The sequence below is a fragment of the Pseudomonas sp. TE3911 genome (genome assembly GCF_054062775.1).
On sequence record NZ_JBSSFP010000001.1, the window covers coordinates 3,298,530 to 3,324,825 of the forward strand.

Below are 26,296 nucleotides of genomic sequence, written 5' to 3' on the forward strand. Positions count from 1 at the left end.
TTGCCTCGGCGCACTTTAAGTGGGTCTTCAACTCACCGCCCACGACCTCCAACTTCGGGATGTTGATGACGGCATAGCGTCTTACGAAGCAATCTTAATCTCCTGCTGGTTACTAGAATCGTTGTGAAGGACGGTCGCTTTACTAAGAAACGCCTCCCGACTATTCGTATTTACCAGCCTACGTAAAGACTCTGGAAAGTTCCCTCTACATTTCCATCACGCCACTCTTTGTAATTTCCCCATTTGTCATAGCGCGTTAAGTCGACCTCCTTAAGTGCGATGGACAAGGTCTCCTCGGGGCCTTTACTTTCAAGGTTTGCGTCGATAACAGCTTTAACTTGGTCGATCAGATCCGTCAGGAAACCAATGAACTCTGTCACCTCTGCGCGTCCAAAGGTCGGGCCGTGGGTCGGTACTACGATCTCGTATTCGGTGGCATTGATCGCTCGCAGCGTCGCAAGTATACCGCGCGGCGAATAGTCGTTGAGGCCGTACCACAGCAACCGCTGTGGATAGACAATGTCTGGTATCACCACTGCCTTGGCTTCAGGGATGCGCATCACAGTGACGCCAGTCCCGTGATTGAAGCCATAATCCTCCAGCATCACGGTGACCCCTCCCACCTCTAGCGTGAGCGACTTGTCGAAGAACCGCGTGGGCCGGTGGATGGACGGCTCGAAAGGAATAAGGAAGTTCAGCCTGTCCAGCTGTCGCTGCTGGGCGACGTACTCTACCTTGTCTCCAAAGACAGCGCTCCCGCGCAGATGGTCGGCATGTGCGTGACTGTAGACGACGTAACGAACAGGGACGTCGAACCGCTTTCTTATCTGCTCCTTGAGGACCTTTGCCTGCGCCTCGGTGTAGGTATCCATTACCAGTGCTTCGCCGCGTCCGACGACCACGACGGTATTGCTGCCGTCCATAGTGAAAAGGTGAGCGTTCGGCGAAAGCTCTTGCCATCCGGATGCCAACCCTTCCGAGGCGCGAACCGGAGTGCTTGTCATCGCCGCGATGGTCACAAAGGCCATTATGCCGGCGAGGGTCAGAGGCGCACGTGCAAGCCCCCCCAAGTAGCTCATGTATTCAGTAATCTTCGCCTTCATACACCCCATATTCTCACCCCTTTATCATCAATTTGTGCTTGTGATGCCGTGCTAAAGCATTCTAATCGCCTTAATAAATCGAACGTTCCCAAAAAATCATTTCAAAATGAGTTTTTCAGTATTACAGCTTGGTGTTTACGATCGGTGTATGTGGAAGTATGTGGTATCAGTGGGAAGGCTATACACACAACTCCTGATACTGCGTCTTGGAGCCATTAAGGCACTTCGCTTATCGGCGCAGTCCGGCTAACGACCGCGTCACCCTCTTCGTCTCGTGATTAAACACAACACTCACAGATCGTTACAGAAAAGGATCTTGAGCGTCATAAGCAAAAAAATATGATCCAGCCTGTTCCGTATTTTTTACTGCTGAGCCCTAGTCGTCAGTTGGATGCTAGCCCCAATAACCAAATGGGCTATCCACATGCCGACTGTACTTTGCCGAATCTGCTGTCTGCTCGTACTGCTCACGCTCAATAGTGAAAGCTACGCCGCATCTGCTCATGAACAGGACCAGTTGAGTCTGATTTTGCAGCAGCTCGACACTATCGAATATCTTGCGATAAGAGCCCAGACAGCTAGCTCGGCTGAGTCAACCGAGCGTTTTCGCTTCGACTATCCCCACCTAACTCAAGACATCCAACGCATTCGTCAAGGTGTCCAGGGCTATTTGTCCCCCTCTCGCGCTCAACCTCGCGATCCTCGTGAAATGGTCGGTGATTACCGACTTGAGACCCCTTTGCGGAGCCTTCGCCATGAGCATGACTGACGCTCAGATCGCGGCCTTCCAAAACGCCTCCGGCTTTTCGGCAAAGAGCAGCTCGACACTGTGGCTGTCCCTGGTTCTCGTCCTTGCTTTGCTGTGGTGTGCCTGGGTGATGTGGACGGCTTACCGGGGCTGGGCGACAGGAAGCGTGAGCTTTGGTGCCTTTGGCGGCAGCGCTGCACGCGTGCTGCTCGCCTTGCTGATTTTGATGTTCTTCACCCTGTCCTAACATCGGAGATCGCCATCATGCTCAAGTGCCTTGTCCCCCTTAAAAACAACCTGCTTGATCGCACAAGCCAACGCTTGATCGGTCTGCTGCTTGTGCTTGGTCCAGGCCTAGCTTTTGCCGAGCTACCGACCATGGAAGCTCCTTCACGTGGTGAAGGGTCCGGATTGATCGAGACGATCAAAAACTACGCCTACGACGGCGGCATTCTGCTCGGCCTACTGATTGCACTGCTCGCGTTTCTCGGCGTGGCCTGGCATTCCCTGACTGTATTCGCCGATGTCCAAAACCAGCGCAAGACCTGGAAAGATCTCGGCGCGGTAGTTGGTATCGGCGCACTGTTGGTGGTGATCATCATCTGGTTCCTCACCAAGGCTGCCGCGATTCTGTGAGGTTGGTATGAACGACACTATCGAACGTCTTGCCGACGGCACTCTGGTCTTTCTGCCAGAGCGACTCAATCGTGATCCCAACGTATTGCGTGGTTTGACCAATGATGAGATGTGGGTGGCCCTAGGCACCGGCGCCGTCATTGGCCTGCTGGTGGGCATTCCTCTGGCGATCGTCACCGCCTCGATTGCGGTGGCGCCGACCAGCATGATCGCAGGCATGACAGTGGTCTTATTGATCGGGGGCACACTACTGCGTCGAGCCAAACGGGCTCGTCCGGAGACCTGGTTGTACCGCAAGCTCGAATGGATACTCGCCAGCCGTTGGCGCCTCGGGCGTGGAAGTTTGATTATCCACTCCGGTGCCTGGACGGTTCGCCGTTCGCGTCGACTGCGCCCTGCCCTGTCCCGGTGGCAGCCATGAGTCGATTTCGAAACAAGGTCGATGCTCAACAGGCCCATATCTTCAGCCTGCGCCTGGCGGTAGTGATGCTAGCCCTGCTCAGCGCCGGACTATGGTATGGCTGGCGCTCAGCACCGACCGATCTGACCGTGCATGTCCCTCCTGATCTGCGCTCGGGAAGCACACGCAAGTGGTGGGATGTTCCTTCAGAGAATGTATATGCCTTTGCCCTTTACATCTTTGGCCAACTCAACCGCTGGCCCTCGGATGGCGAGCAGGATTATCGCCGCGCCATCTACGGCTTGCAGTCCTACCTGACACCTGCCTGCAAGGCCTTCCTCGACGGCGACTACGAGTATCGCAAGGCCGCCGGCGAACTGCGTCAACGGGTGCGTGGCGTCTACGAAATTCTTGGCCGAGGCTACAGTGAAGATCCGGAACTGCGGGTCAAGCAACTTGATCGCGACAGCTGGTTGGTCACACTCGACCTCAACGCTGATGAGTATTACGCCGCCGAACCGGTGAAACGGGTGGTCGTGCGTTATCCGTTACGGGTAGTGCGTTTCGATCTGGACCCCGAACGCAATAAGTGGGGCCTCGCATTGGATTGCTATCAGGGTACGCCGCGAAAAATCTCCCTGCCTGGAGGTGAGCCATGAAGCGGATTTCTACCCTGGGACTCACCCTCTCACTGATCCTATCGGGCTCTGCAACGCAGGCCGTCGAACTGATGCACTGGGAACGCCTACCGCTCGCGGTCCCACTGGTGATCAATCAGGAACGAGTGGTCTTTGTCGATGAAGCTATTCGTGTCGGCGTGCCTTCCACTCTGAAGGATAAACTACGCGTGCAATCAACCGGAGGCACGCTGTACCTGCGCGCGTCGGAAGCCATTGCACCGACACGACTGCAACTGCAATCGGTCAAGACGGGCGAGATCATCCTTCTGGATATAGCGGCCACGCCTGGCGATCAACCGCTGGAGCCCGTGCGTATTCTCAAGAATTCTCCGGTGCAAGCTATCGAGTCTGAATCGAGCACCGTCGCTGTTCCAGAACGTACGCCGATCCCGGCCGCTTTGACGCGCTACGCCGCGCAAAGCCTGTACGCCCCAATGCGCACCGTGGAGTCCCTGCCCGGCGTACACCGCGTCCCGCTCAAGCTGCGCACCGAACTGCCGACCCTGCTGCCGAGCGAAAACGTTTCCAGCACACCCATCGCCGCCTGGCGGCTCGGTGACTATTGGGTGACGGCCGTGAAGTTGCGCAATCGAGGTACAGCGGCGGTGCAACTAGATCCGCGTCAGCTTCAGGCAAAACTGTTCGCAGCGACCTTCCAGCATGCTTTCCTCGGGCCGGTCGGCAGTGCGGAAGACACCACGATTGCCTACCTCATCACGCGCGGTGTCGGCCTCGAACACGCCGTGATGCTTCCGCCCGTTGCGCGAGGTGCTGACGATGAAGGCTAACGCCTTACTCAAATGGCTGGTACCGGCTGCGCTGCTGGGCGTAGTGCTGATCATCATGAAAAGCTGGGTCGCGGGAGGCAGTACGCCCTCTCCAGAGCACCCAGTTGATCAGGGCGATATTCAATTATCTGCCGAGCAAGCCAAGTCGCTCGGCATTGCGGGCGATACCCCACGCGACACGGTCGCCACCTTGGTAGGCCAAGTGAAGGCCATGCGCAGCGACATGCTCGGTTTGAAGAAACACAATGATTCACTGCAAACGGAAAACAACCGTCTACGTGAGCGGGAAAACAGCGTCGACTCGCGTATTCAGACGGCACTTGGCAGTGTGACCCAGCAGGTAGACGAAGGCCGCCGACAAGCCAATGAAGCACGCCTCAAAGCGGAACAAGACAGTCGTCAGGCTCGCGGTCTGCTGACGCAATTGCAGGAACAGTTGTCGGGGCTGACCGGCAAAGGCAAGGATATGCCGATCGGACTGGGTCTTGAACCGGGCGATAGGGACCAGTTCGAAGGGCGGCATTCTGCCAACGATGCGCTGCAGTGGATTGAACCCTCGGATGCTCCCTCCACCGAAGCCCGAGGTAAAACCAAGACCTCTTCCGCACCGAGTCTGCCTAATGCCTTCAACTCGCTCAAGGGCTTGAAGGACAATGCCATCGACCGCAGCCAAAAGCAGTTACGCGAGGTCACCAAGGGTGAGGGTGAGCGTGACCTGACGCGATCCGGTGATCGTACCGAAGGTGCGCAGCCGGTCTACACCATTCCCGAAAATGCGACATTGATGGGCTCGGTCGCCATGACCGCGCTGATCGGCCGAGTCCCTGTGGACGGAACCGTGAATGATCCCTATCCCTTCAAGGTGCTGGTCGGCCCCGAGAACCTAACGGCCAACGGCATCGACCTGCCGGACGTCGCTGGGGCCGTGATGAGCGGCACGGCGTCCGGTGACTGGACCTTGTCCTGCGTACGCGGACAGGTCGAGTCGATCACCTTTGTATTTACTGATGGCACCATCCGCACGGTGCCTCAGCCAAAAACGGTCGCCAACCGCAATGCCTCGGCCACCCAAAGCTCAAACACTGACAAGATCCGCGGTGGACTCGGTTACCTCTCCGATCCGTATGGCATTCCTTGCATTGCCGGCGAGCGTCGCTCGAATGCCCAGCAGTACCTCGGCAGCCAGACTCTGATCACTGCCGCCGGTGCTGGAGTTGCCGCCTTGCTCGGGAATGAACGGAACAACAGCAGCGTCATCAGTTCGGGCGGCAGTGCCTTCGGGCTCACTAACAACAGTGGTAATAGCGCACTGACCTCCATTCTCATTGGTGGGGCCAGCGACATTCGAGAATGGGTCAACAAACTGTATGGCGAAGCCTTTGCTGCCGTGTACGTACCACCGGCGGCAGAGGTCGCCCTTCACCTCGACCATGAGATCACCATCGACTACGAGCCTAAGGGCCGGAGCGTTCGCCATGAAAAAGATCCTACGTCTCTATCTGATCTGGATTAGCTTGCTCTGCTGGGTCCTGACGGGGTGTTCCACCGACAAGGACACACTTTTGCCGCATGGCGAGCAAACCATGCTGGACATCTGGAACGGCGCCGGCTCACAGGGTACTCAACAGCAACTGTTGGACGCTCGGCAACAGTTGCGTCGCCCGTTGGCTCAAACAGATCTCTCCGCTGCGCTCCAGGAACCGTATACGCGTACAGCAGCGAATGAAATTCGCAACCTGTTCCCTCGCCTGCCCAATCCTGATTTGGTGATGTACGTGTATCCGCATCTAAGTGGTACCGAGCAGGCACCAGTGCCGGGGTACTCGACCGTCTTTCCATTCTACCAACGGGTGCAGTACGCACTGCCGGGTGAACGTCAGGAAGATCTGTAATGTGTAGCGACGATACGGGCAACTGCACGTCTGCATGGAAAGCCTGGCGCAACCCATTGCGCCCACGCGCCACATTGGCTGACGAAGCTGCACTCTATGCGCACAACCCCAGCTTCACCGATCATCTGCCGTGGGTCGAATACCTCGACACCGAGCAGTGTTTTCTACTAGATGACAATCGCTCTGTGGGTGCGATATTCGAGTTACTGCCCATAGGCACCGAAGGGCGCGAACCCGATTGGCTAACGGCAGCCCGCGATGCCATAGAAGATGCCCTGCAGGATAGCTTTGACGAGCTGGATCAAGCGCCTTGGGTGGCGCAATTTTTCTGCCAGGACGACAACGACTTCACCCCCTACCTGACCCGGCTCACCGATTATATCCAGGACAGCGTGCGAGGCACGGTCTTCACCGAGGCGTATTTGGAGCTTAGCCGCCGTCATCTGAAGGCCATCGCCAAGCCCGGCGGTCTGTTTGAGGATAAAGTGGTGACGCGCCTGCCCTGGCGTGGCAATAACCGTCGGGTGCGCCTGGTGGTCTATCGCTGGATCGAGTCTGGCGATGATGAGACGGGATTCAGCCCAGTGCAATCCCTGCATCAGACTTGCGAACGTATCGTTGCTTCGCTGCAGGCGTGCGGTGTGCAATCGGCACGAGTCGATGGCCGAGGTTTGTATGCCTGGTTGTTGCCCTGGTTCAATCCGGCACCCAGGCTCACCGATGAAGGGCCCGAGGAGTTCTACTGCCGCGTGACCTATCCGAAGTCGGGCGACGGCGAGTCGCTGGAACTGCCCTTCGATCATGACTTCGCCGAGCGGCTGTTCTTCAACGAACCGCGTTCGGATGTCCAGCACGGGCTCTGGTTTTTCGATGATCAACCCCATCGGGTCATGGTGGTGGACAAGCTGCGCCGAGCGCCCTTGATTGGTCAACTCACCGGAGAAACCCGCAAAGGTGACGCGGTGAATGCCCTGTTCGACCAGTTACCCGAAGGTACAGTCATGAGTCTAACCTTGGTGGTCAAACCGCAGGATGTACTTGAGGAGCAGTTGAACCGTCTGGCGCGCAAAGCTATCGGTGAAAACCTCGCCTCGACCCAGACCCGTCAAGATGTTGAAGAGGCTCGTGCAATCATCGGTCGCCAGCACAAGCTGTACCGCGGCACCCTGGCGTTCTACCTGCGCGGTCATGATGAACAGCAATTGCACCAGCGATCGGTCAGCCTGGCCAACGCGCTGTTGGGCGCGGGGCTGCAACCGGTACGTGAGGGTGATGAAGTCGCCGCGTGCAACAGTTACCTGCGTTGGCTGCCGATGGCTTACAACCCGGCCCGCGACACACGCAACTGGTACACACGCCTGATGTTCGCTCAACACTTGGCAAATCTCGTTCCGATCTGGGGTCGCAGCACCGGCACCGGCCACCCGGGTATCACACTGTTCAATCGTGGTGGCTCGCCGTTGAGCTTTGATCCGTTGTCACGCCTAGACCGAGCCATGAACGGCCATCTGCTATTATTCGGCCCGACCGGCGCCGGTAAATCGGCCACCCTGGTCACCCTGCTGATGCAGGTCATGGCGGTGTACCGCCCTCGCTTGTTCATCGTTGAGGCCGGTAACTCATTCGGTTTACAGGGCGACTACTTCGCAACGCAAGGCCTGTCGGTCAACAAGGTCCAATTGAAACCTGGTACCGCGGTCAGCCTCGCCCCGTTCGCCGATGCCTGGCGCCTGGTCGAGCAGCCGGATCAGGTGGCGAGTCTATCGATCGATGAGTGGGACGATGAGGTGGTAACCAGTCGCGAAGACCAGCGCGATGTTCTCGGCGAACTGGAAATCACCGCCCGCCTGATGATCACCGGCGGCGAAGCCAAGGAAGAAGCGCGCCTGAGTCGAGCCGATCGCAGCTTGATCCGCGAGTGCATCCTAGATGCGGCACAGACCTGTGTCGCAGCGGAGCGCCAGGTACTGACCCGCGACGTGCGCGACGCGTTGCTGCGCGTCGCCGCCGACCAGCACTTGCCAGAGAAACGTCGCGAGCGTGCCCAGGAAATAGGCGAGTCCATGGACCTGTTTTGCCAGGGTTTCGAGGGTGAACTGTTCGATCGTGAAGGCACGCCTTGGCCCGAGAGCGATGTGACCATTGTCGACCTGGCCACTTACGCTCGCGAAGGTTACGAGGCGCAGATGTCCATTGGCTACATCAGCCTGATGAACACCGTGAACAACCTTGCCGAACGCGACCAGTACCTGGGCCAACCGATCATCATGGTTACCGACGAAGGCCATATCATCACCAAGAACCCGCTGCTGGCGCCGTTTGTGGTCAAAGGTACGAAGATGTGGCGCAAACTCGGCGCCTGGTTCTGGCTAGCGACCCAAAACCTGGCCGACTTCCCCTCTGCTGCGCAGACCATGCTCAACATGATCGAATGGTGGATTTGTTTGAACATGCCGCCCGCGGAAATCGAAGAGATCGCACGGTTCAAGAAACTCACGCCGGCGCAGAAAGCCTTGCTGCTCTCCGCCAGTAAGGAGCCTGGGAAATACACTGAAGGGGTCGTGTTATCGAAGAAGCTCGAAACGCTGTTTAGGGCCGTGCCGCCCAGCCTTTATCTCGCCCTGGCCATGACAGAGCCCGAGGAAAAAGCCGAACGCTGGACACTGATGCAGAGCACCGGCTGCTCGGAACTGGAGGCGGCTTACCGGGTAGCTGAACGGATCGATAGGATGCGAGGAATTAAGTGAAACGGAGCTGATCCTAGGTTTCGATCAACCCGGCAGCAAATCCTTGAACACCTTCTCCACGTAGGCTTGCATGAACCAGTCAGGGATCTCATCAGCCCTGAATTCAAGGTCAGTCCCGTCTGTTACTTCAGCGAGCAGCACCAGATCAGCGCCGGAGTTATCAAAGATATAAGCCCGGTTCGAGGCTGCGATGGCTGTTGGCAATAGGTTCAGGCAACGACCGTAGCGCTGCACAATTTTTTCCGTGGGGACCGGGTGCCCACCTGCCGCGACACGGTTCTTAACCCTATTGATATTGATGTCAGGATCTTCAGTGGCGACAAAGTAGAGGTAGTTTCGATATCCCGACGCTTTTGCCTTAAGCATAAAAGCGACTTTGTCCTCGCTAGACATCACTGTTTCGAAGGTGAAAGACAACTGGGCTTCAAGTAGCTTGTGCCGCATGAAATCAGAGAGCACGGAAGCAAAATAGGAGTTCATCGCAACGGACTGGAAATTCAGGCCGTTGCTGCTGAAGTCTATTTTGGCCGCCTCCTCATCAAGCTGGGCCGACCGGATCAGTCGGTGCGCCTTGATAAAGTCGAGAACCTCGTCACCTTCGACTTCCAGTTGAAAATCGCTGAACTCCAGGCGTCCGCCCTCTTTGGCAGCCTTTTCGATTTCATCCGGGTTAATGTAGATCCCGATCAGGTGGGAAGGGACGGCACTTTTCATTGTGCTTTTACCGGAACCATTAGGGCCGGCAAACACCCTCAGCCGAGGGACGGTCATGAGCAGCGGTTCACCTTGATAATCCCGCCCAAGGTCACTTTATGCTTGGGCTTGGCCACTCGAATAACCTTGTGCTTACCGTCGGCAGTCGTCTCAACGAGCTTGCCGTCCATCACTTCCATCACGCTGCGTCCGGCCGCCAGCGCGTTGATATAGGCCGTATTGATCGCACCTTCAGCCATGGCTGGGATTTTACCCTCCAGTCGGCTCACCAGATCGTCACTCAACACTTGGTCGGCTTTCATATCGCGCTCCACGTTCTTAGAGCGTGCAGAATCTGCACTTATCAGAATCCTAGCTACGTAAATCTGTTTATCACAGACCAACGCCACTTCTGTCAGATCTCCATTCTAGAGGAATGGAGCCTGGAACCATACCTTCCAACAGATTTTCGTGCCGTAAGCCAATATCACCATGACTGGGAGCCGTATGGTTACGATGACACGCCCCGAAGCCGTTGCTGAATTCTCAATAAAAAACCGGCTTCGAAGGCATCTTGGCTGTCTCCTGCAAGACAGGTCTTACGTGCCTGCGCCAGCTCCCACCACAGAGGTATATCACCCGGTGTTTCGAGCCAAGTTTGGGCGCATTGCACGCCACGTTCGATCATAGGCGCAAATTCGCGGCCCCACGGCGTCAAAAGACTCGGGCAGCCGTCCGCCGCCGGAATTGAAACGTAATTTTCGTCCATAGACACCTTAGCTTTCGATTTAATTATTAATGCTGGGTCTGTCCCAAGCAGCATAGAAACAAAACTGGCACTTCGCTTAAGCATCAAAAAAGAGCCCAATCGGGCCAATGTAGACTATATCCCGTGGATTGAGAGTCCCTCAAGGCGCAGTTTGCGCGCATGACTCAAGACTTCGAACAGCTCCGTCTGCAACTCGCGGAAAATATCCGCTCGATGCGACGCATGAAGAACCTTACCCAGGAGCAATTGGCGCTCATGGCCGAGGTGGATCGTACCTATGTGAGTCAAATCGAACGAGGGGTAGGCAACCCGTCGTTGTTGGTCCTCTGCAAACTCGCCAACATTTTCGAGATCAAAACGGATCAGCTGCTAATTGAGTCTGACGCGCTTGCTCGTACGTTGAACGCTGAATGACCCTCTGCTGAGCTAGAAAATCGCTGTAAACCGACGATCCTACGTTCGGCTTTCTCACTGACACCCCTCTCTCGATTATTGAACCTGTCCAGGCCATACACCCAGAGCCAGGATCATGTCTGCTGCCTGCCCGCACATTTCGCCCCGGAAGTTACATCCTTTGGTGCTGAGCATTCTGCTGGCATCCGGATCAAGCGTGGCGCTGGATACCGGCAGCATTACCGCCTCCGTACTTTCTCCAGACTGCCTCGAGTACAGAGTCGTCGGCATCTGCTTCTGGTTGCTCTGCACCCCCTTCGGCTGCACGGTTAAAACCTCAACCAAGGTTCGTCACTTCATTCCTGAGCTGGTGGTCTCGAGCTATGCCACCACCGGTGCCAATCCTTGGACCGAGATGGCCGCACTCTCCTCTCCCACCAGCGGTGCGGAAGGTGGCGGAAACCTGATCACGCCAAACACGCTACGCGACAACCTGCCTCGTTTCAAAAACGTTGACGGCATCGGGCATCCCGGTGGTTGGGCTGCCACCCAACTGGCCTCGCAGTCCGGCTACGCCTGCGCCAGCGGCGCCACAGCGTTCATGCCCTATTACCTGAGTACTTGGGACTCACTGGCCTGGCGTCATGGCATCCCGGAAAGCCTTTACCCCGAGTCGCTCGTGCCCGAGATCCGTGAAATCGGTCGACAGCTTTCGGGCAACATGTGGGGCAACGTCTATCCCCGACAAGGATTTTTGGTGCAACCCGACGATTTCAAAGCCGCTGCGGTGATGGCGCAGCGGGCGGGTGATGTCATTACCCGCAACTGGCAACCGCACGTGTATGTCCCTGTCACACCCGTACCACGCGATGGTTATTGGCCACCTGGCCCAATCGTTGAAAACGACGCTTCGACCCACAAATGGCAATTGCTCTCCCCTTTAGTTCAACCCACATGTGCCATCTTCCCCAGCGACCCGGTGCAGAGCGCGGATGGCGGCTACGCCTGGTCGCTGTGGCGTCCCTATAGCTGCTGTAAGCGTGAGGGACAGACCTTCCTGTTCAGCATCGACTTCGAAGGCGGTGCTTCATGAGTCGGCCTCTTGCAGGACCATGGTTGAGCCCGAGGAGTTTGTTGCTCTGCGGACTGCTCGCCGTGGCCACGTATGCGCACGCCGCCGAGGACGATTACCGTCTAGGTACTCAAGGCGAAGTGCTCGACGACCGGGTGATGTACACCATCGGTGGCGGCTCGGCAGCGGGCTCGCCGAGCTCGCTCTATCGCCCCAACGGGCTCGGCGTCGGCGCGTCCTGGCGAGCAAACATGATGTGCGGAAACATGAGCCTGACCAATACCCTGCAAAACCAACTGAACGGCGTCACCGAAGGCTTCCAGCAGATCATGGGCAGCATTGTGCAGAACGCGACCCAAGCGGTGATGTCGCTGCCTGCGTTGATCATCCAGCGCGCCAACCCCGGGCTTTATGAGTTGTTGAGTAACGGGGTGATGCAAGGGCGCATCGATTTCGACCGTTCCAAGCTGACCTGCCAGGCCATGGCCGAGAAGATGGCGGACAAGGTCGGTCAAGCCGGCTGGGGCGCATTGGCCAAGAACCAGGAGATGCAGGGTAACCTCGAACAAACCGGCGGTGATGCGGTGGCCGCGGTGAAAAACACCGAGGCCCGTAATGGCAATAATGGGGTGTCATGGGTCGGCGGGCAGAAGGCTGGAGGTAGCGGACAAACACCCATCCGGGCAACTTCCGATGTGGTGCGCGCGGGCTACAACCTGCTGCATAACCGGTCCGTGGATGATAGCGCCTCGATCAGTAGCAGTGATTGCCTGGGCGGCGCTATATGCCAGGCATGGACCTCACCCCAAGAGGAATCCGAATGGGCTGTTCGAGTGTTGGGCGAGACCGAAGTCGCAACCTGCGACACCTGCGAGACTCTGCGGACTACCGCTGGCAGTGGACTGACGCCGCTGATCCAGGACGCCTACGGTGAACATCTCAAGATCCTGCAAGGATTGCTGTCCGGTTCTCTGCCGCCTACCCCTGACAATCTGAGCAAAGCCTCCAGCCCGATGCTGCCAGTGACCCGTGGTGTGATCGAAGCCCTGCGCGACGATCCTGATCAGGAACTCCTGGCGCGGCGCCTGGCCAGTGAGACGGCCCTGTCCAGCGTGCTCGACAAAGCGCTCCTGCTATTGCGCACGCTGCTGGCAGGCAGCCACGAACCTAACATCGCTTCCGCCGAACCGGCTCAAACGGCCTTGACGAAAAACATCGACACACTGGAGCGCGAGATACGCCTGCTACAAACCGAGTTGCAGGTCCGGCAGATGCTCACAACCAATACCGCCAGCCTCGTGCTCGATCGACATGCCGGAGGTGCCGATGCGTCACGCATCGTCGAGCAAGGCGACCCCGAACCTGGCCGACTCAACGACGCTGATGCCAGGCGCAAGTGAGCCATGAAACGCTCACTGCTATTCACTTTGCTTGCAAGTCTAGGGATCGCAGCGGGGATGATCCTGACCGCCGCACTTATCGCATGGATCGGCTGCACTGCGCTGGGCAGTTTCGGGGCCTGGCAGCAAGCCTTGGAATCGATACGGCCTTATCTGCGGTGGTGGCGTGTCCTGCTCTACGGCGTCCTCTTTACACTTTGGTGGGACCTGCTGAGGCGCTACCGACATCGACCACAGGACCGACTGCGCGTGAAACGCGCCGGGACATTAGGGCTCTTGCTCTTTACCTGCGTCGAGCTCACTCGATTGTGAGGTAACCACCATGCTCATGAGCACCAACAGCTACCTGGAGTTTTACCTCTCCCTGCTGGCATGGATCGTCAACAACGGTATCTGGAACGTCATGTCCGATACTGGATTGTTCGCCGCGCCCTTCGGCGCGATCATCTTGCAAGAGTGGTTGTCGGCCCGTCAGCAAGGCGCGGATGAAGGCAACAAGGGATTGCTCTCGGTGCCGCGGATTGAGAACCGATTATGGCTGGCCTATATCGTCGTACTGTTCGCCTGTGCGCCCGTCTTTCCGTTGAGCCTTGCCTCAATGGCGTTCGACGATGCAGCGAGCCAACGCTGCGGTGTCAGCGTGGCCAAGCCAGCGGAAACCGCCTGGGGTACCACTTTCAACACTATCGGAGAACGCTCTGCCAACGTGCCAATCTGGTGGTTTCTGGTGCACGCCTTAAGTAAAGGAGTGACCGCAGCGGCCACCGCCTCCATTCCCTGCGCACCGGACATCAGGCAGATGCGCATGGAGATCGACAGTTCTCGCATTGATAACCAAGTGTTGCTACAGGAAGTCGCCGATTTTACTCGCGACTGCTACGGCTATTCCCGCTCTCGGCTGTTCACCAATCGTCCGCAGCTGGAGAAGGCGCAAAGTCATGATGCGTCCTGGATCGGCTCACGCTATTTTCTCGACACTCCGGGCTACTACGACACCGATCGCTCACGGACACCGCGAGTCAGCTGGCCCTATGATGAAACCCGCGATGTTTCATTGCCACGGCTGGAGAATGGCGCAGGCTACCCCACTTGCAAACAGTGGTGGAGTGATAGCGGTATGGGGTTGCGAGCACGCTTGATCGAGCAAGTCGATCCTTCGCTGCTGACCCAGCTGAAAGGCTGGTTGACTGGTCGCTCAAGCAGCGAGATCGAGGATGCCACGCTTCGCGAACTGGTCAGCCCGCGCCAACAATCGATGTCCATGTCGCCCGGACAGGTGTACCAAGACTATGGCTCCAGTGCTCGCGGCGGATCGATCAATCAGGGGCTTAATAACCTGGCCACCAACACTGGGCTGGCTCTCGGCTCCTTCAGCAATTTCCCGGCGATGAACGCGCTAAGCGCCGCTCTGCCGATGGTGCAGGCTTTCCTGATCATGGGCGTCATAATCAGCTTGCCGCTGATCCTGCTGGTCAGTACCTACCAGCTAAAGACCGTCATGACGGTGACGTTCGCGCTGTTCACGCTGCACATGCTGACCTTCTGGTGGGAGTTGGCCCGCTGGGTCGACTCCAGCATGCTCGATACCTTGTACAACCAAGTGTCGGCGTCCAATCAGGTGCTGCTGTCGCTGCCCACATCCGGTTTTATGGACGGAACCGTCACGGCACAGGTGATTGAGTATGTGATGGGGGCGATGTTCTTGGTTCTGCCAGGACTATTTCTAGTTGCCATGAGCTGGGCAGGCTACTCAATTGGCAGCAGCCTTGAAGGGATGCTAGGAAGTGCGAGCAAGGCAGCGCATGGCGCGGCAAGCAAAGGCACAGATCAGTTGATGGGAGCTACGAAAAGGATCATCTGACGTCACTACTCGATGATTTGGAATGCCCGATGTAATGGCCGTTGTCGTCGTAATTGCCTAGATAGGAGTTGGCCCCTAAAAAGTCTGGACTTGGATCATTGCCTTCAAGATCCCCATCAATGGCAGCCCTGGACAATAGGAGACCAATCACAGCAATCATCGTTACGACAGAAGCTACCAACCAGAAACCGATAAAGAGCAACCCAAGGATGAGTGCCAGCTTCGTAACCAGAAAGCTCCCACGAACCAATAGCCCACCCGCAGGCATACCTGTCGCCACCGCACGTTTAGCCACACGAGATTCAAATCCTTTCAACCTGCGATAAACACGTTTTACGGACATACCGCATGCATATGCCCAGCGGTGTGCGCGGGAGGTCTGAAGTGGCTGCTGAGCCGGCATGGTTGCGCCCTCTTCTGAGCGTGTTCCTGTGGAAATCGAGATTACAGACTACTACTGAAAACCGCCCATGCTTAACCGTTTATCAGCTTACTCGGTCGAAAAACTCTTCACTGGAAGACAGAAGACGCAGCTCGTGCACCAGCGCCTCTATGGCCGTTGACCCATCTATATCATCCAGCTACATAGAGGGTACGGATCGCTGTTATCGACAGCACCTTCCCAGGTAGCCAGAGCCTTCAAAGCTACGTCACTCCGGTGATGGTTCCCCCCAAGTGCGATTAGCGTTCGGTGGCTCGCACAGTCACGTTTCACGGGTGATGAACGCCTACTGCTCTTCCGAGCGTCTTTCAAACTCGGCTCGTCCCAAACCCTCTTGTTTTTCTTCAACCCACTGCGGGGAAATTCTTTCCCCTATGGGACAGGTTTCTTCGCGCTATCAACGGAGGCACACCATGTCCGACTCACTCACAAGCAAAGCACTGAACACTCTGCGCTTGCCCGTTGTGTTCACTCCAGACGCGTGGCAACACGCAGTATTGCTCGATGGCTCAAGTCATCCTGAAAAGCTGCAGCTCGATAGGCTGAGCAACGTCGTACGCGCAGCCTTCAACGCTCACCTGGCCAATCCAAACAGACCCTACGCGGTGTTCGAGGTAGCCAAGTTCGGCTCAGCGAGTGATGCAGATCACGAGCCATTACTGCGACTGAGCCTCAGCCTGCTTCAGGCATCAGACCAACCTAACGCCTTGCTGATAGCGCTTGCGGAAGAGCAACAACGCTAAACGCAAACGGCCATACCCGGCCACTGATCCAACTCAGGCTATACGCAGTCCTGCACCAATCCAATCAACACCCACCGGGGAACCCTCCCCGACGGGCAAGGCGTTCCTCCGGTTTTTCGAGGAAAATGCCATGCGTAATATCTACCAAGACGTGACTGACAAAATTGTTGCCGCGTTAGACCAAGGCGTAGCCCCTTGGATCAAACCCTGGTCCTCAAGTGGCTCAACTGACGTCGGTCATCACCAACCCTATCCCATTAACGCCATAACCCAGCGTCCCTATTCTGGCATCAACTTACCGTTGCTCTGGGCCGAGGCCAGGTTGCAGGGGTTCACTCAAGATCGCTGGCTGACCTTCAATCAAGCCAAAAAAGCCGGCGGGCACATCCGTAAGGGTGAGCACAGCACCCTGGCGGTGCTCTACAAACCGATGGAACGCGAGGAACAGACCGAATCAGGCCAACCCGTACTTGATGAGAACGGTCAGCCCAAGATCGCTCACTTTGGCATTCTCAGGACGCATTTTCTGTTCAACATCGAGCAAACGGAGGGGCTCGAAACGCTCAACGAAACTTTGCTCGAGACGGAACCGAGCGATCCCGTCTTCCCCAACGCTGCTGCAGAAAGTTTGTTGCTAAGTTCGGGCGCACATATCATCCATCGATTTGCCGACGAAGCCTTTTACCACCCGATCAGGGATCTCATCCAACTGCCGACAAAATCGCAATTCCACGATCAAGGTGGATACTACGCCACTGCACTTCACGAGCTGACGCACTGGACCGGACACCACTCTCGATTGCAGCGCGAAGGCGTGACCTCTCCGTGTCCATTTGGCTCGCCAGGCTATGCATTTGAAGAGTTGATCGCCGAAATGGGCGCCGCTTTTTTATGTGCCTACGCCGGTATACGGGGAGAGCTTCGGCACGAGGGCTATATCGACTCCTGGCTCGGCCTGCTCAATTCTGACAACCGCGCGATTTTCCGCGCCAGTGGCCAGGCCCGATGCGCCTCGGAGTATGTGCTCGACCTGGAGCAGCAACAGAAGCAGACGGTAATGGATAATTCGCGATGCATGAACGATGGAGCTTGATCGTTACCTCACTGCTGCAATCGCTTCACAGGGTCCAACACGAGTTGGACCCTTTTTCTATGCCCAGAAAAATCCCCACACTGCGGAGCTCTGACGCAAAGAACATGAGGTAATCCCGTAACCGCAGTACACCGTTACGTATCCAGATTCTCAGCCAGGTAATCCACCAGCTCGAGTGGACTTCGGCTGTCGATCACCTTGTAGATCAGATCGCGTTTGCTGCGCGGCAGCTTCTTGACCACGCTCTTCGCCGAGGCCCTGACAGCTTCGTCTGTCCCATGGATACGTGCCGCGAGCAGCAGCACGAGCGTGGCGTCAGTGAGATTCATGACAAGACCCAATAAAATTCGCACCGCAGTGTACCGACACTTTCCTTTTTTGCGCCAGCATGCGTACTCAGCAAAAAACGGCACCAGCATTAATCGATATTCCTATTGCTGCACAAACGGAAACGCGCCAAAAGGATAGGCAAGGGTTGGAACGGGAATGGGGATTCAACGGTAAGAGCCCTATCCGAAAAGGCTAAAAGGCCACTGATTCCGCCATTTCCCGGGAGGCCACGATGCTCAGTCTGTTTCGGCACAAAAGGCAAAAGCCTCCTGCGCCACCAACCGTAAACGTCGCCGATGGGTACCTGCCCATCGAATCGTCCCAGAGCTTGTTAGCAACCGAGCATCGCCGCCAGTTGCTTGATCGCATTTGGCAGTACACCGCCCTCTCCCATCCGCAATTCAGCCAGTTCTATTTAAATCCGATCCATCGATACGCCGAGCTGGTCCAGCAGCTTCCTGCCAGCGAGACGCACCATCATGCTTATCTTGGCGGCATGCTCGACCATGGATTGGAGTTGGTCGCTTGTAGTTTGAAACTGCGTCAGTCGTATCTGCTTCCCACCGGTGCCGCACCTGAAGACCAAGCCGCCCAGACCGACGCCTGGTCCGCTGGCATCGCCTATGGCGCGTTGCTCCATGACATCGGCAAGATCGCCGTGGACCTGCTGGTCGAACGCCAAGACGGTAGTGTCTGGCATCCTTGGCAGGGATCCATGGATCAGCCGTATCGTTTTCGTTATATCAAGGGTCGCGACTACCACCTGCATGGCGCGGCCGCAGGCTTGCTCTACAACCAGATTCTCGACCGCTCGATCCTCGATTGGCTCAGTGGATTTCCATCGCTCTGGGCCAACCTGCTGTATGTCTTAGCAGGTCAGTATGAACGTGCCGGCGTGCTTGGTGAGCTGGTGATGCAGGCAGACCGTGTTTCCACCGCACAGAACCTCGGCGGAAACCCGAGCAAGGCGCTGCAAGCGCCGATTTATTCGCTGCAACATCACTTGATCAGCGGACTGCGTCATCTGGTTCAGCACGAGTTGAAACTCAACCAGCCAGGTGCTGCGGGATGGTTGACTCAAGACGCACTCTGGCTTGTCAGCAAGACGGTCACTGACAAGCTGCGAGCCTATCTGCTGTCGCAATCGATTGAGGGCATTCCCTCTTCCAACCTAGCGGTGTTCGACGAGCTGCAATCGCATGGATTGGTTGAGTCCACGCCGGAAGGCAAAGCCATCTGGACCGCGCTTGTGGCACAGGGAAATTGGCAGCAGAGTTTCACCTTTCTGCGCCTTCAACCGGCACTGATTTGGGGGAACGAAGACCGGCCCGAGGCTTTCAGCGGAACGGTGAGCATTGCGACGCATGACCACTCAACTGACACCCCGGCACCAATACCAGCGCCCGAGACAGCCAATACTAGATCAGGTCAAAGTCAACCGCAGCCGGATACCCTGACGGTAGAGGATGCCGACTACCTCGGTGCGCTGCTGGACATGTTCGAATTGGAAGAGCCTGAGGCCAGAGACGCCCTGTCAGAAAGTGCTGTCGAAACTTCGACGCTTCAATCGGATAGCCCAGGCCAGGTATTCCTGAGTTGGGTCAAGGAAGGCATTCTGAGCCACAAGCTGATCATCAACGACAGTAAGGCCAAAATCCACACGGTGAGTGGCAGCGTGTTCCTGGTCACGCCAGGCCTCTTCCAACGCTACGCGCAGGAGTTTCCCGGTATCTCTCAGGGCGCTTGCCAAGAGACGGAAGAATGGCGCTGGGTACAAAAGCAGTTTGAGAAACTAAAGATCCACAAAAAGCGTGAGGATGGCTTGAACATTTGGATCTGTCAGGTAGAAGGTCCACGGAAAAAAGGAACCCTCAAAGGCTATTTGCTAGAAAATCCAGCACTCTTGTTCGAAACTGGGCCGGTGCCTGCCGACAATCCTTTCCTTAAAGTGGAATAGCATAAACGTCCGTAGCCCCCGAAAGAGCTCAACACGCAAAGTCGACGCTGGAACACCCGCCACTGGACCATACTCTTGCAGCCTCTCAGCTGCCCAAATGTTTAATGACGGACTGAACGCAGTAAGTACACTTTCGAATCAAGCTGGCATTGGTACCATGGCGGGCTCCGATAGTGCACACAAAGGGGATGGGGGATGTGCATTGAAACCCGCATTCTGAATTTGTTAGCCACGTGAAACGGCATCAAACCCGGCCACTGCATGAAACCAGGTAAGGAGCTCCCAAAAATGAGGAGGTATTTATTATTGTGGCTGCTGGCCTCAATGGCGAACCAGTTACCCGCAGAGTACTCAGTCTAAATGGCTGAAGCGACTCGGCTGCCGATTCCAGATCGAATAGAGGTTTTGCCCATCCCAGTAGCTCACCCGCCCCTGATCATCCAATTTCCGTTTTGCGCGGAAGACCGTATCTGCATTTTTGGCAGTCAGTATCTGTTTATCCAACATTGGGATTTCATGCCCCTCAAGTCCATGCGAATCCTGGCTAATAATCCGCCGTGGCAGACTCAGGAGGAGAGCCGCGTACTTGGTCTCCTTAAGCACGAGTGCAAAGCTGTTTCCGATTGTTCGATACCCAGTGTGAGCGTGAACGACTAACGCGTGACTTCCATCTTCAATACGACGCAGAATAGATAATAGATGCGTATCCGAAATTAATACGGACTTGTCTTGGACAATGCCCGCCTGAGCTTGCTGACACCACTGAGCGACGTCTGCAGAGGTCTTCAGCTCCAGTATTCCTGATGATCGATGTGCAAAGTTCTGCGCTCCCTGTAAATAACGGGAGGTGGTGACAAATATGCCCAAGTCAGCGCCATCGTTTGCTACCGCCCCACGCAATGCTTGCACAGCCTCAAGGCCTATGGGCCGGTAAGGGGCATATCGCTTAGCTTGGACATAAGCGAAAGTATCCCCCAACGGACTCCGCTGAAGTAGTTTGACGTCAACCCCTCCATCTCCAACTCCCGGCCCCAACTCTGATTCGTATCCCAAGCTCTGGAATACGCGGTAAAGCAATATTTCGAATTCGCGGTGATGCAGATTGTAAAGCCGCTCAGGGCGAGCCTGAAAATACTGATAGAGCTCAGCGTAGATATCGCCGAAATCTTCGATGATCAGACTGCAGACCCATTTCCAGTGAAAGAATTGGTCGTAGGCTTCTTGGAGTGCTTCGGTTGTGGCGTAAAAGTAGTAGGAACAGCCGTCGTAGTTGTCATACCAGAAACCATGCGAGTCAGCAATTTCATCAAGCTCCGCTCGAAGCTTCGGATCTAGATCCTCATCAAGCATGCGTGCAAGCTCTCCACTGCTGTAGAGAATGAAAGCCACCGCCCCTTCGCCAGGCTCTGCTTGTACGCGCTTGGCATAGGAGGTAAACCCGCTATCATGCCAAAGATCGTTGGTGACAGCCCAGGCTTGTAAGTCCTTTTGGGCAGCTACGATTTTCCGCTCAAGGTCCCGGTCCGTGTATGCGCTCAATCGCCCACCTTCTTGTACATATTTCACGTTGGCCGATGTCATCAAAATACTCTTTTCGGCACTATCCATCGTGCATCGACAAGTTCATTTTTCCACTCCATCAGCCGCAACATGGTAGGGACGGCCATTCAGGACTAATGGCCACCATCTCCAAGCACTTCAAGTGAGGCCAGCAACTTCTCAAGCTCTGGCAAATTCGCCGCCTTCAAAATATCGTACTCCCCACGGCTGCTCAGCATGTAGACATCACGAGCCCTCTTGATTCTTTCCAACTGCGGCACAATTTGCCCAGATGTCATTCTCAGGAAATCATTGATGTCAGCCCGTGTTTGCGGAATCTTGTACCCCTTGGATGCACTGGTGATGATCACATTGGAATCGCGAAGTTTGGCAATCCCGCTTGACTTGATTTTCTGGTCGCTGAGATCGCCGAATCCACGATCAGCCAAATGACTTTTTATGTCACCCATCGTCACGTAATCCCTACTGACAAACTCGCTTTGAAACCGAAGGTAGTCAAGGATACAGCACTGTAAGCGTTCGTCTTCGTCAGGATGCTTGCCAACCTTAACGATGAACTGATCTGCCTGTTTAAGTGCCTCCTGATGCACTCGATAATCTGCGTACTGAGAATCGTCGGCAGGAGCAGCAAGCAGCGATTGATATTTCGGAGGCCACTCAACGAGACCTAGCGTCAGATCACGCAATATCCTTTTATAGGCTTTAACGACCTCCTCGCCAGCCTTTCCCTCATAGATTTGGGCGACCGAACCGGCGAAAAAGTCTGCTACCTGTATGAGAACATCGTTTTTGCTGCTCTTGGTCTGAAAGGATTGATCATCGCCGAACAGATCATCGACGTAACGGGCCTGAACATAGGCTTTCAGGCTCTCCTGAAACTCTGCACCACCGTGTTCATCGACGGTCATCTGGAGGTTTGGGCGGTCAATGAAGAGCCGCTCATAGAGCATGCCGTTGATGTGCTTAATAAAGGACTTTTTGAACTGAAGCCCCCCATCTCGGTACACCCTCGACTTGTCGACGACCGTAAAGTAGAGCTTTAGAGGAAGCTCTGCGAGGTCACTCAGAATGCGGACACGCCGCTCTGTATCCTTGACCTTAACTTTGCTGGATTTGATCTCACCCGTCTGGAAATGCCGCACCCGGAGCGCTTCAGCGAGCTCATAAGCTCTTTCCAAGCCGGTTTCAGAAACAAGCACTGAGCACACAACAAAGAATCCGGAGCTGCCTTGCTTCGAGGTTTCTAGATCATGATTTCCGGATTCGTCGACAAACGCATAAGTCCTTTCCAACCCAGATACTCCTTCATGCCTCGGGAGGCTTTTCTTAGCCATTGATGCACTTTAACCCACCTCGACACGAGCAGCGGCACGAATTATAGCCATGTGCCACCAAGCATAGTTCGCGTAGAAGTCTCACCTGTCCGCCTTCATCTACGAGTATTCAGACACGCGTGCCAGCGCCTCATTGAGATGAGCTCCGTCACTCGATCCTCCTGCTCAAGCACACAACGATCTTGCTTGACCAAAATCGAGTTGAAGCGAAGTAAAGGCCTGTCCAATTGGAGACGGCATGCGCAGACGTCCTTCATCCCTGCGGAGCCGTCAAGCTCGAGTTGTATTTACGTACAAAAATCACGAAGAGCTGCCGGCCGCGGATCAGCGTTTAGGCCATGCCAATCCGTGGGTCATCACGTGAAAAAGCTAATGGTTCGCCCACAGCGCCTCAAGATTAACGTCATCGCTCGCAGGCCTGTGCCCTTCAAGCAGAGGATCTATCTTCAGGATCATCGGTAAATCAAAGGCCGTTCCAGTAAGTACACAGCACCCTTTAGCTAGCGTGGGTATCAATGATTTGGACGAAGCGTCCAATGTGCTGATTGTATTATCCAGAAGCATCAAATCGCGTTCATTCACCAGGCGATGAATGAAGAAATTGTGTATTTGAGAGACGATAGTAGGAGAGATGTCCGCAGGTCGCTGGCTGGAGAGCGTCAGGTACACGCCATATTTTCTTCCTTCCTTGATTATCTCCTCAAACAACTCCAGTCTATAATCCTTCCAGATTTCATGCTCTCGTGTCGATTGCTCGGAGAGGATGTTGTGTGCCTCATCAATGATCAAGTGCAGGGTTTTAGTCGGTGGGCTGTTCAAGCCTTCTGCTTCCTTGTGATTCACATAAAAATTCTTTGCAATGAGCATTGGCAGAATTTTTTTCACATCGTTCTTGCATTTTTTCAGTGAAATGACGTGCAGAAGGTAGGGAGGGGGTGGTGCATCGACGATATGCAATACGTTGCGCAATCCCGCCAGAGAAGACCTCGCCCTCGCCAACACGGGTTGGATATGTTCGTATTGTGCATAGCCCATCACCACATCACCGCAGAGCTGTAGATAGCAACGCAAAAGCAGCTCGTCGAATTGGTCCAGCGCATCCAGTTTTACATGTGCGGCAAGGAAAGGTTTCAAAAAGGCAGCAAATGCTTTCCCATCAGAATCGTAGTAGTGCCCTTCCAGCGCTCTGAAGTATTTGTTCTGCGCATGGTATTTTACCCCTGCCAAGTGGTGCTGCAATGCCTCAGAGCCTATAATCCGGGCGACCTCGCGTGTTAACTCCAGCGCCTCCGCTTTAGGTTCAGCAGCAGCAAACACTCGCTCAAACGTTTTTTCCAGAAAATGGGAGAGCGGCAGGTCTTTAAACTTTTCCCTCCCCGACAGAACCCGTCGGAGAAACGGTGCCTGAGTGTTGGTGGTTGCCTGAAAAAGCAGGCTGAGGGTTTCCGCATCCCAGAAATGAGCACTTTCCAGCGTGAATTTTTGTGCCCCATTCTTGGAGTCCAAAACCGTAACCTTTTTATCTTGGGTGGCCAGGATCTGGCCTCCAGTGTATTCACCATTAAAATCAATGATGACGAACTGACTCTTCCCTTTTAACCCGGCAAGTTTCTCCCGAAATAAAGTCGTATATAATTTGGCCAGCGTGTTCGACTTCCCACTGCCGGTGTTACCAAAAATGCCCAGATGACTGTTAAACAGCCGTGTCCACGGAAGGCTGATAGGGATATTCTCTTTGAGCATCGCGCCGATGGTAAAGCTGCCCCCATCATTCACACCGTAGATCTTCCCTACCATCTCCTCACTTAGGAGAGAGGCACGATCCCTGATCATCGGCATGTATTTCACGCCTTCATAGAACTTATTGTCAGCCACGTAACCGATGGGTCGAACATCCACCTTCCTGATGTAGGAGGTTTTTTCTGCGGTCTCGTCAAGCTTGCGCTCATCCAGATACTCACCTTCCACTAGGCATACAATATCGATGAACCCGCGTTGAATCAGCAAATGCTCTCTGATTGAAACACCCCTATACTTTTTACCCTCGTGAAATAGGGTTTCCTGGTTGGAATCCTCAAATATCCTCAGAGTAATCCTGACTCCGCTGACGGCAATAACCTCACCTACCCGGATGACCATCAGTGAGCATCTCCCGGCACGTAGGCCTGCGGGCTGAGCGAAAGCACATGCTTATTAAAATTGGCAAAATTCAAGTCAGCCCCCTCGGGCGGGCCAATGACCTTGACGTTTCTCCACGCGCCAAACTCGTCGCGCATTTTCTGTGCACCTCGTTGGCTGTATGCGCAGACAAACGTCTGCAGCTTGGGATTCGACAGCGAGCGCTGAACGAGCTTCAAGATGTGCTCATCCGCAAAGGAGAACCCGAATGTAATCAAGATCGAGTTGGGCCGTTCCAGTTCGTAGCTGAGTAGTCTGAGCATTTGATAGTAATGCTCTTCAAAAACCGTCTCGTGAAATTTCCACTTTGTGGGGTTCACGATTGGAAGCTTATTGTACTCGTACCAGAATCTTTCCATCTGATTGTGGGTAATCTTTACCAACGGAATCTCGTCCGTGACGCCCCCTTCTGTAGTCAGATACTTTGAGAGCTCAGAAATTTTGTTTATGACGTGCGGACTGAGAAGGTTTTTGAAGTCATTCTTGTAACTAACTTCAATCTTGTCCCCGCTCTTTGCCCAGTAGACCGAGCCATGCAGGTGAATAATATTGAGCTGCGGGACGCCGTACGCGGCACGCTCGAAAACACCGGTCTGGCATTGAAAAGTGTTAAAGTTTTTCGCGTGCAAATGCTTCTTATGAAACCCTGAAGTCCCGTCATTCACGACAAATTCGTGCGTCCCTCTCACCAGCAGGCGATCAGCGGCGTGCGCCAGACAGCCATCATAGTTGGTGGTGAAGATGTTGATCTTGCGATTGACATCCTTTCTTCTGTCCAAAAAACCTAATAGCGTACGCAAAAAAACTTCGTAATTATCAAGATTTTCCAGTCCCTCAGCCGTGGCAATCGCTGATGGAGAAAATTTCTGAACCGGATGAATGCACGTATTGTAATAGTGCATGAACAGCGCCGCGTTCTTCTCTGGGCGCAGTGCATATTTTGTCGACAGCGTTTCGATCGTCTCCCAGTTGCCGAGCGCATCCCTAATCTGCAATCCCAAAGTGGGAAACAAATCCGCCGAAGCACCAGAGCCGATCAGAATATTGACATTTTTGTTGTAGACATCCAGTGCTTCTATGGGCTCAAACAGACAACCTCCTGTCATTCGGCCTTGAGCCTTTTCCTATTCCGCGCCTCCTATAACCGTTCTGGAGAGGCCTGCCCTGCACGCTACTGTTTTGCCACCATACTGTCTACTAATGGCATCATGTCTTTCTCATGGCACTGCCAGCCCGGCAGTAGCGTTCGGAGCAAGCCAGACGCGGCACCGACCTCCTGCTCACCAACGAGGTGCACTTTAACCATCAGCCTTGACGCCTTGTAGCCATTTTATGCTCGGGGAATTGCGGGTCATGTCACAGAGCCTGACAGGTCAGTAATAGGTCTTGTTGGCATGAGGTGCGGCAGCCACGCTCAAGGCACACGAAAGCGGCCCTGATTTAAGGACGCGCCGGATTTGGCACTCCTTTGCACGAT

At 55.2% G+C, this 26,296-nt stretch carries 26 protein-coding genes and 1 pseudogene; 17 read left to right on the forward strand and 10 right to left on the reverse strand.

Features of this window, described 5'->3' with window-relative positions:
• Window positions 1–170: 170 nt before the first annotated feature.
• The gene (locus ACVWXD_RS14795) at window positions 171–1,103 is read right to left on the reverse strand and encodes an MBL fold metallo-hydrolase (protein WP_183702279.1); all 933 of its coding nucleotides are present in this window, start codon (window positions 1,101–1,103) and stop codon (window positions 171–173) included.
• 424 nt (window positions 1,104–1,527) lie between these two features.
• Here ACVWXD_RS14795 and ACVWXD_RS14800 point away from each other — a divergent pair.
• From ACVWXD_RS14800 to ACVWXD_RS14840, 9 genes and pseudogenes are all read left to right on the forward strand, one after another.
• Window positions 1,528–1,862, forward strand: a pseudogene (locus tag ACVWXD_RS14800) (integrative conjugative element protein, RAQPRD family).
• Complete coding sequence (locus tag ACVWXD_RS14805) at window positions 1,859–2,098, forward strand: TIGR03758 family integrating conjugative element protein (RefSeq protein ID WP_183702284.1); 240 nt, start codon at window positions 1,859–1,861, stop codon at window positions 2,096–2,098. Before ACVWXD_RS14800 ends, ACVWXD_RS14805 begins: the two are co-directional and overlap by 4 nt.
• 17 nt (window positions 2,099–2,115) lie before the next feature.
• Window positions 2,116–2,487 carry a TIGR03745 family integrating conjugative element membrane protein gene (locus tag ACVWXD_RS14810; protein WP_183702286.1) on the forward strand — a complete coding sequence of 124 codons (372 nt, stop codon included), beginning with the start codon at window positions 2,116–2,118 and terminating at the stop codon, window positions 2,485–2,487.
• A 7-nt stretch (window positions 2,488–2,494) separates the two neighbouring features.
• Entirely contained in the window at window positions 2,495–2,908 is a 414-nt protein-coding gene (locus tag ACVWXD_RS14815) for a TIGR03750 family conjugal transfer protein (RefSeq protein ID WP_183702289.1), read from the forward strand.
• Window positions 2,905–3,546 (forward strand): PFL_4703 family integrating conjugative element protein, encoded by a 642-nt coding sequence (locus tag ACVWXD_RS14820; RefSeq protein ID WP_183702292.1) that lies wholly within the window; start codon window positions 2,905–2,907, stop codon window positions 3,544–3,546. Before ACVWXD_RS14815 ends, ACVWXD_RS14820 begins: the two co-directional genes overlap by 4 nt.
• On the forward strand, window positions 3,543–4,355 hold the full coding sequence (locus tag ACVWXD_RS14825; RefSeq protein WP_183702296.1) for a TIGR03749 family integrating conjugative element protein: 813 nt from the start codon (window positions 3,543–3,545) through the stop codon (window positions 4,353–4,355). The genes ACVWXD_RS14820 and ACVWXD_RS14825 overlap by 4 nt, the downstream gene beginning before the upstream one ends.
• Complete coding sequence (locus tag ACVWXD_RS14830; protein WP_183702300.1) at window positions 4,345–5,868, forward strand: TIGR03752 family integrating conjugative element protein; 1,524 nt, start codon at window positions 4,345–4,347, stop codon at window positions 5,866–5,868. Before ACVWXD_RS14825 ends, ACVWXD_RS14830 begins: the two co-directional genes overlap by 11 nt.
• Window positions 5,831–6,247, forward strand: coding sequence for a TIGR03751 family conjugal transfer lipoprotein (locus ACVWXD_RS14835; RefSeq protein ID WP_032871020.1), 417 nt, complete (start codon window positions 5,831–5,833; stop codon window positions 6,245–6,247). Before ACVWXD_RS14830 ends, ACVWXD_RS14835 begins: the two co-directional genes overlap by 38 nt.
• On the forward strand, window positions 6,247–8,994 hold the full coding sequence (locus ACVWXD_RS14840; RefSeq protein ID WP_183702302.1) for a conjugative transfer ATPase: 2,748 nt from the start codon (window positions 6,247–6,249) through the stop codon (window positions 8,992–8,994). Before ACVWXD_RS14835 ends, ACVWXD_RS14840 begins: the two co-directional genes overlap by 1 nt.
• 24 nt (window positions 8,995–9,018) lie before the next feature.
• Here ACVWXD_RS14840 and ACVWXD_RS14845 read toward each other — a convergent pair whose 3' ends face one another.
• The 3 genes from ACVWXD_RS14845 to ACVWXD_RS14855 form a co-directional block, all read right to left on the reverse strand.
• Complete coding sequence (locus tag ACVWXD_RS14845) at window positions 9,019–9,765, reverse strand: zeta toxin family protein (protein ID WP_457371143.1); 747 nt, start codon at window positions 9,763–9,765, stop codon at window positions 9,019–9,021.
• The gene (locus ACVWXD_RS14850) at window positions 9,762–10,010 is read right to left on the reverse strand and encodes a hypothetical protein (protein WP_183703976.1); all 249 of its coding nucleotides are present in this window, start codon (window positions 10,008–10,010) and stop codon (window positions 9,762–9,764) included. The genes ACVWXD_RS14845 and ACVWXD_RS14850 overlap by 4 nt, the downstream gene beginning before the upstream one ends.
• 188 nt (window positions 10,011–10,198) lie before the next feature.
• On the reverse strand, window positions 10,199–10,540 hold the full coding sequence (locus ACVWXD_RS14855) for a LasR-specific antiactivator QslA (protein ID WP_457371144.1): 342 nt from the start codon (window positions 10,538–10,540) through the stop codon (window positions 10,199–10,201).
• A 75-nt stretch (window positions 10,541–10,615) separates the two neighbouring features.
• Here ACVWXD_RS14855 and ACVWXD_RS14860 point away from each other — a divergent pair, with 75 nt between their 5' ends.
• From ACVWXD_RS14860 to ACVWXD_RS14880, 5 genes are all read left to right on the forward strand, one after another.
• Window positions 10,616–10,870 (forward strand): helix-turn-helix domain-containing protein, encoded by a 255-nt coding sequence (locus ACVWXD_RS14860; protein ID WP_183703970.1) that lies wholly within the window; start codon window positions 10,616–10,618, stop codon window positions 10,868–10,870.
• 115 nt (window positions 10,871–10,985) lie between these two features.
• Window positions 10,986–11,942 (forward strand): TIGR03756 family integrating conjugative element protein, encoded by a 957-nt coding sequence (locus tag ACVWXD_RS14865; protein ID WP_183703967.1) that lies wholly within the window; start codon window positions 10,986–10,988, stop codon window positions 11,940–11,942.
• Window positions 11,939–13,321: an integrating conjugative element protein gene (locus ACVWXD_RS14870; protein WP_183703964.1), complete on the forward strand. Its 1,383-nt coding sequence runs from the start codon at window positions 11,939–11,941 to the stop codon at window positions 13,319–13,321. The genes ACVWXD_RS14865 and ACVWXD_RS14870 overlap by 4 nt, the downstream gene beginning before the upstream one ends.
• Window positions 13,322–13,324: 3 nt before the next feature.
• A complete protein-coding gene (locus tag ACVWXD_RS14875) occupies window positions 13,325–13,633 on the forward strand; it encodes a hypothetical protein (protein ID WP_323146296.1) in 309 nt (102 codons plus the stop codon).
• Between the two features lie 10 nt (window positions 13,634–13,643).
• Window positions 13,644–15,182, forward strand: coding sequence for a conjugal transfer protein TraG N-terminal domain-containing protein (locus tag ACVWXD_RS14880; protein WP_183703961.1), 1,539 nt, complete (start codon window positions 13,644–13,646; stop codon window positions 15,180–15,182).
• Here the strand turns inward: ACVWXD_RS14880 and ACVWXD_RS14885 are convergent.
• Complete coding sequence (locus ACVWXD_RS14885) at window positions 15,175–15,585, reverse strand: DUF3742 family protein (protein ID WP_183703958.1); 411 nt, start codon at window positions 15,583–15,585, stop codon at window positions 15,175–15,177. The two genes, ACVWXD_RS14880 and ACVWXD_RS14885, sit on opposite strands and share 8 nt — an antisense overlap.
• A gap of 452 nt (window positions 15,586–16,037) precedes the next feature.
• Here ACVWXD_RS14885 and ACVWXD_RS14890 point away from each other — a divergent pair, with 452 nt between their 5' ends.
• Together ACVWXD_RS14890 and ACVWXD_RS14895 are read left to right on the forward strand one after the other, a co-directional pair.
• Window positions 16,038–16,367 carry a hypothetical protein gene (locus tag ACVWXD_RS14890; RefSeq protein ID WP_183703955.1) on the forward strand — a complete coding sequence of 110 codons (330 nt, stop codon included), beginning with the start codon at window positions 16,038–16,040 and terminating at the stop codon, window positions 16,365–16,367.
• A 130-nt stretch (window positions 16,368–16,497) separates the two neighbouring features.
• Window positions 16,498–17,460 (forward strand): zincin-like metallopeptidase domain-containing protein, encoded by a 963-nt coding sequence (locus tag ACVWXD_RS14895; RefSeq protein ID WP_183703952.1) that lies wholly within the window; start codon window positions 16,498–16,500, stop codon window positions 17,458–17,460.
• A gap of 134 nt (window positions 17,461–17,594) precedes the next feature.
• Here the strand turns inward: ACVWXD_RS14895 and ACVWXD_RS14900 are convergent, their stop codons facing one another.
• Entirely contained in the window at window positions 17,595–17,789 is a 195-nt protein-coding gene (locus tag ACVWXD_RS14900) for a DUF7740 domain-containing protein (protein WP_025214500.1), read from the reverse strand.
• A gap of 233 nt (window positions 17,790–18,022) precedes the next feature.
• Between ACVWXD_RS14900 and mobH the strand changes: the two genes are divergently transcribed.
• A complete protein-coding gene (gene mobH, locus ACVWXD_RS14905; protein ID WP_183703949.1) occupies window positions 18,023–19,747 on the forward strand; it encodes a MobH family relaxase in 1,725 nt (574 codons plus the stop codon).
• 351 nt (window positions 19,748–20,098) lie between these two features.
• Here mobH and ACVWXD_RS14910 read toward each other — a convergent pair whose 3' ends face one another.
• From ACVWXD_RS14910 to ACVWXD_RS14925, 4 genes are all read right to left on the reverse strand, one after another.
• A complete protein-coding gene (locus ACVWXD_RS14910; RefSeq protein WP_183703936.1) occupies window positions 20,099–21,328 on the reverse strand; it encodes a restriction endonuclease in 1,230 nt (409 codons plus the stop codon).
• A 92-nt stretch (window positions 21,329–21,420) separates the two neighbouring features.
• Entirely contained in the window at window positions 21,421–22,641 is a 1,221-nt protein-coding gene (locus ACVWXD_RS14915) for a DUF3800 domain-containing protein (protein ID WP_457371145.1), read from the reverse strand.
• A gap of 369 nt (window positions 22,642–23,010) precedes the next feature.
• Window positions 23,011–24,780, reverse strand: a complete 1,770-nt coding sequence (locus ACVWXD_RS14920; protein WP_183703930.1) for an ATP-binding protein — start codon at window positions 24,778–24,780, stop codon at window positions 23,011–23,013.
• The gene (locus tag ACVWXD_RS14925) at window positions 24,780–25,925 is read right to left on the reverse strand and encodes a hypothetical protein (protein WP_457371146.1); all 1,146 of its coding nucleotides are present in this window, start codon (window positions 25,923–25,925) and stop codon (window positions 24,780–24,782) included. Before ACVWXD_RS14925 ends, ACVWXD_RS14920 begins: the two co-directional genes overlap by 1 nt.
• Between the last annotated feature and the right edge of the window lie 371 nt (window positions 25,926–26,296).